This window comes from Aerococcus sp. HMSC062A02 (assembly GCF_001809535.1).
Lineage (GTDB): Bacteria > Bacillota > Bacilli > Lactobacillales > Aerococcaceae > Aerococcus.
Map to the genome: position 1 here is coordinate 8,725 of NZ_KV797937.1, position 5,685 is coordinate 14,409.

The 5,685-nt window shown below is 52.0% G+C and carries 4 protein-coding genes; 2 read left to right on the forward strand and 2 right to left on the reverse strand.

Annotated features, from left to right (window positions below; all coding sequences use genetic code 11):
- Window positions 1-36 precede the first annotated feature (36 nt).
- On the reverse strand, window positions 37-1,038 hold the full coding sequence (locus tag HMPREF2626_RS07075) for an isocitrate/isopropylmalate dehydrogenase family protein (RefSeq protein WP_210382805.1): 1,002 nt from the start codon (window positions 1,036-1,038) through the stop codon (window positions 37-39).
- A 383-nt stretch (window positions 1,039-1,421) separates the two neighbouring features.
- On the opposite strand from HMPREF2626_RS07075, the gene HMPREF2626_RS07080 reads away from it, so the two are divergent.
- Complete coding sequence (locus HMPREF2626_RS07080; protein WP_070619350.1) at window positions 1,422-2,630, forward strand: AI-2E family transporter; 1,209 nt, start codon at window positions 1,422-1,424, stop codon at window positions 2,628-2,630.
- 153 nt (window positions 2,631-2,783) lie between these two features.
- Here the strand turns inward: HMPREF2626_RS07080 and HMPREF2626_RS07085 are convergent, their stop codons facing one another.
- Window positions 2,784-4,118, reverse strand: a complete 1,335-nt coding sequence (locus HMPREF2626_RS07085) for a C1 family peptidase (protein WP_070619353.1) — start codon at window positions 4,116-4,118, stop codon at window positions 2,784-2,786.
- A gap of 172 nt (window positions 4,119-4,290) precedes the next feature.
- On the opposite strand from HMPREF2626_RS07085, the gene HMPREF2626_RS07090 reads away from it, so the two are divergent.
- A complete protein-coding gene (locus HMPREF2626_RS07090; protein WP_070619357.1) occupies window positions 4,291-5,427 on the forward strand; it encodes a DNA/RNA non-specific endonuclease in 1,137 nt (378 codons plus the stop codon).
- Window positions 5,428-5,685 lie beyond the last annotated feature (258 nt).

The window sequence follows — 5,685 nt, forward strand, 5'->3', positions numbered from 1 at the left end:
GACTTACTCCAAGCATCCAAAGCTAAACGCTCTTCCTCACACCCTTAGATCTTGGCGGAGGGCTTGGCAGAAGTCGGCGGTGCTGGCTGGGCCGCCGAGGTCTGCGGTTAGGTTCTCTTTGTGGCTGAGGACTCGGTCTAGGCTCTGGCGGATTCTTTGGGCGCAGTCGTCTTGGCCGATGTGGTCGAGGAGGAGGCAGGCGCTCAAAATCATGGCGGTGGGATTGGCCTTGCCTTGGCCCGCAATGTCAGGGGCAGAGCCGTGGACAGCTTCGAAGATGGCTAAGTTGTCACCGATATTGGCACCGGGAACCAGACCCAAGCCACCGATCAAGCCTGCCATGAGGTCGGAGAGGATATCGCCGTAGAGGTTTTCCGTGACGATGACATCGAATTGCTTGGGATTGATGACCAATTGCATGGCCATGTTATCGACCAAGACTTCCTTGAGTGGGATATCGGGATAGTCTTTAGCGACTTGGCGTGCGGTATCCAGGAAGAGGCCATCGCTGAGCTTCATGATATTGGCCTTGGTGACGACGGTAACGTGCTGGCGCTGGTGTTTCTGGGCATAGTCGAAGGCCTGGCGGGTAATGCGTTCGGAAGCTTGGCGGCTGATGATCTTGATGCTGTGCATGACGTCATCAGAAACCTTCTCTTCGACACCAGCATAGAGGTCCTCTGTATTCTCCCGGAAGAGGACCAGGTCCAGATCATCGAAGAGAGAGGGGACTTGGCCGAGCGAGCGGACCGGACGGAGGTTGGCGTAGAGGTCATACTTCTTGCGCAAGGCCACGTTGGCACTGCGGAAGCCAGTTCCAATAGGCGTTGTCATGGGGCCTTTGAGGGCTAGGCCATTGGCTTCAATGCTTTGGAAGACCGCTTCAGGGATAAGCTCGCCCGTCGTCTCATAGACGGCTTGACCAGCTTGGCGGATTTCCCATTCGATATCGGCACCGGCTGCTTCTAGGACTTGGACGGTGGCATCGGCAATCTCAGGGCCGATGCCATCGCCAGGAATCAATGTGACACGTATCATTTAGAATCGCTCCTTTATTTATTTTTATCTATATTATGACAGAAGCAGGAAGTGATTGCGAGCGCTTTCTTGACTTGCTAGGCGCTTGGGGAGGTGATAAAATGAAAGCAATGCAATTGTTTATACAGGGTGTGAGACTTGGCGCTTAGAAAGGGTTGGCTGGAAGAAAAGCGGATAAGAACGGCTTTAGCCGGTCGTTACGCTTTTCTGAAGTCACACCCTTTCTGCCAAGTCGAACCCAACTACACAGGGTGTGAGACTTGGCGTTTAGACTTGAATGATTGGAGGCTCATCGAAAAAGGCTGACGGTAGTCAGTCGTTTCGGTGAGCTGAAATCACTTCAAGTCTGCTCTTGCGAACCCGACTAATTTGGAGGATATGAAATGAAAATCAAAGCAATCGAGCGGATGGTTCTCAAATTTTTACTCTTGACGGCCTTGCTCGTTTTAATTATTGTCAACTGGCAGAGTACCCTATCGATCTTTGCCACCTTGCGTGGCGTGGCCTACCCCTTGATCTTGGGCTGTGCTATTGCTTATGTGGTTAACATCCTAATGAATAAGTATGAGAAGTGGCTCTTCCCCAATATGGAGAAAGCCTGGTTGGATGGTTTGCGCCGGGGACTGGCCATGGTCTTAGCCTTCTTAACGATTATCTTAGTAGTGATCTCTGTATTGATGTTGGTTGTGCCTCAGGCGGTGAATGCGGTAACGACTTTTATCTATGCCGTACCAGCCTTGATTCGCGACATCGAACGGTTTTTCTTTGACCTGGCAGACCGCTTCCCCCAAGTCCTTACCATGATCAACCGGATTGATTTCGATATTCAAAACATTACCCAACGCTTAGGCCAGGCAGCGACCAGCTTTGCCCAATCGACCCTCCAGTCCTTGCTCTCCATGGCGGCGACTTCTGCTTCAGCCGTGATGAACTGGGTCCTAGGTTTGATGTTCTCGGTCTACTTGCTCTCATCCAAGGAGAAGTTGGGTAAGCAATTCCGCCACCTGGTGACCAATTACTGTACTCCCCGCCACAGTAACTTTATTCTGAATGTGGTTGGCTTGGCCCACCACAGTTTCTCTAACTTTATTGCAGGGGAAACCGTTGAAGCAGCGATCCTGGGTTCCCTGGTGGCAGCCGGGATGTGGGTCCTTCAATTGCCCTATGCCGGAATGATTGGGGCCCTAACCGCGGTTCTGGCCTTCATCCCTATTCTGGGGGCCTATGTGTCTGCCGGGATCGGTGCCTTGCTCCTCCTGACCAATTCCTTCTCCCAGATGGTCATCTTCTTGATCTTCATCGTGGTGATCCAACAATTGGAGGGAAACCTGATCTATCCCTTCGTCGTGGGGAACTCCATCGGCTTACCTGGCCTCTGGGTTCTCGTTGCTGTGACCATCGGTGGGGGCGTAGCCGGCGTCCTTGGCATGATCCTGGGCGTTCCACTGGCTTCCATGTTCTACCTCATGGTCCAAAAAGACATGCGCTACCGCGACCGCTTGCAAGGACCGGGATCCAGCCAAGACAAGGCTAAGATCCCCTTCCTCGAATCCCTCTACCAGTCTGATTACCTGGACCAGCTAGAGGACTAGATCGTATCTAGCTAGGAGCGAATATTACTCACCAACACGATTTGTTAAAAAATCAAATAAGCCTCCCCTCGGACCAATTCGGCTCGAGGGGAGGCTTTTAAAGCGATTATCTTTTGTGGCGACTAGCACCCAAAAAATAGAAAGCAATAGTTTCTATTGGTGCTTAGCCAGTGAGCCCATTGGATCCCATGGGGCGAGGTGGATCGGCTCTTGGTCATACTTACCTTGCCAGTCGCTTGGCAGGTAGCGGCTAGGGAGGGTGATTTGATAGTTGTATTCATCGAACCACTTGTCGGACATGCTGAAGATGCCGTCGTCGCCGACCTTCTTGCCCCAGCTATTTTCAACCTTCCAGTTGAGGGCTTGGCCGTCTGCATCTAGGTCCACGCCAACCAATACCATGGCATGGGTGAGAACGCTGACCCCGTAGTCGAGGCGGGCTTCTTTGCTGAGATTTAGGCTGTCACCGAGAGTGGCTTCATAGTCGAAGAGCTCGGTGTCCATGATTCCCCACTTGCTGTAGCTGGACTTGCCCACATCGCAACCAAACCAGACAGGGACTCCATCCTTGATGGCTGCAATGGCTGCTTCCTTGAGCACATCGATCGGCGCATTGAGGTATTTGATCGGTTTTTCTTCGGCGATGGTGCCTAGATAGTCGACGGTGAAGGTCTTGCCATAGGGTTTGTCTTGGGTTGGGGCATTGATGAGGCTGACCATGTCTTCGGTCTCGATGCCGCCATATTGTTGGAAGAAATCTTGTGGTGTGAGCCCTTGGAGCTTGTGGTAGTTGCCGTCCTTGTCGCGGTAGCTGTAGTCGAAGACTTCAGGCACGGGACCCAATGCCTTGACCAGCAATTGGTAGACGAAGTAGAGTTGTTCGTCCCGCTTCTTGGCTAGGTCGTCTTGGCTTTGGCCAGCTTGAGCAGCTTGGCGGAGCTCATAGGCGAATTCCCGGAGCTTATTGTTAAGTGTTTCGTTAAGGAGGCGTGTGTTAGAAGAATGGAAGCTTTCCGGCATGATTTCTTTAGGAACGCTCCCATATTTATTGAGGATACCGGCGAACATTTCCCATTGGCCGCCGTCTTCTTGGGGAGCTTGGAGGAGGTGCCAGATCAGTCGGTCATTGAGCTCGCGGTCGGCAGTTTCAATGATGCTGTTGAGGAAGTAATTGGCTTTCTCCAGCTTGTCCCAGAAGAGGGTATAGTTTTGTGAGAATTCGAAGCTTTCTAGGTTGAGTTTCTCCATCACATGGACCCGGGCCGTGTTGAGGGCAGAGAACATCCAGCAGCGGCCGCTCGATTTTTGGTCAGTGATTTTTCCCCGTTTGGTTTCTTCGGAGAAGGCGAAGGGATGATGGCGGCGGATATCCGCATTCAGGCTGGCTTCTTGGATGCCGACCTGGTGAATGGCATGCTGGCTGGCCCGGTTAGTCGGGTCTTTTTCATATTTTTCTTTAAAAACTTGTCTCAATTCTTGGTTAATCATTCGAATCGCTCCTTTATTAAGCTAGATTACAAATCTTATTCTAACAAAGACAGGTCCAGTTGACAATTAGGCTGACCTAAAACAAGTGAAAGCTTAATAAAAAAGCGAATGCAAGTTCGCTTCTTTTTTGCTAGAATAGAGGCAGACTTTTTTTTCGGATGGGGGTAGCGGAATGCAAGTTATTTTTTCTTTGATATTATTACTGAGCTTAGGCTTCATGTTCTACTACTGGCAGCGGAGCCTGACCAAGCGGCGGATTACGGCCTTCACAGCGCTCAATGGGGTTTTGGGCCTAATCGCGACCAATGACCTCAAAGCGGCCCTAGCGACTTTTGCAGTGCTGAGCGCAATCTTCTCGGCCTTGAATATTAGGCGAAACAAGCGCTGGCGGAATTTGGCGGTTATCCTGGCGGTGGTGTCGACAGTAATCCTCTTGGTGGTGTCGGCTAGTCCAGCGCCCCAGAACTTGCCCAGCGATTCGCCCCAAAGTTCCTCTTCTCAAGCCCAGCGCTCGGACCAGGCAGAGCGCACTAACCAGACGTCTTCCGCCTCCCGGTCGGGGGATGACCGGCTCCGCTATCCCGAACTGCCTGCCCAAACAGGGGAAGAAAGTGGTAACCTGCCTGGCAAGGATCGGACAGCACCACCAGCGCCTAATGATCCGGAGCCGGAAGCAGGGGGCGTGGTGCCCCAGGTCCCGGCAGACCAGGCCTATGTGGCTATCAACAGCAATATCCCCCACTTCAGCAACGCAGATATCTCCTCCACCCAGGCCTATGAGGACTACGGGCAATTGGATACTTACGGTCGCGTAACGGCGGCCAATGCCGTCCTTGGTCAAGAACTCATGCCAGACGAGGACCGGGGCGATATTTCTTCCATCCGGCCCACGGGTTGGAAGCAGGCCAAGTATCCTACTGTGGACGGAGGTTGGCTCTACAACCGCAGCCACCTAATTGGCTACCAATTGACGGGGGAGAATGCCAATATCCGCAACCTCATGACGGGGACCCGCTACTTCAATGTGGAAGGCATGCTCCCCTTCGAGAACTATGTGGCCAATTATATTGAAGAAACAGGCAACCATGTCCGCTACCGGGTGACCCCGGTCTTTGAAGGTGAGAACATGCTAGCGTCGGGGGTCTATATGGAAGCTTTCTCCATTGAAGATAATGGAGCGGGGATTAAATTCAATGTCTTCGTGCCCAACCGGCAGCCCCAAGTTGCTATTGACTACCGGACAGGGGCAAGCCGTGGTCAGGAAGGGCCTTTAGAGAGGGATGACTTGCCCTCGCTCCCTCGAGAATAGAAGAATCATTATCTATTCAAAAAATCCAGCTGCAAGCGGACCGGCAGCTGGATTTTTGTGGTTAAAGTTTAAATGCTTAGAGATTAAAACGGTTAATAAGATGATTAGCAGGGTTTGGTGATGAGAAGAAGTGGCTTTCACACTCTAGTTGGGTTCGAGGATGCAGAAAGGGCTCCTCTTCGCAAAAGTCTGTCGAAGCTCTCTGAGCTTCTCTAGTCTTTTACTCCAGAGGTCCCTTTCTACCGCATCCTCTCACAC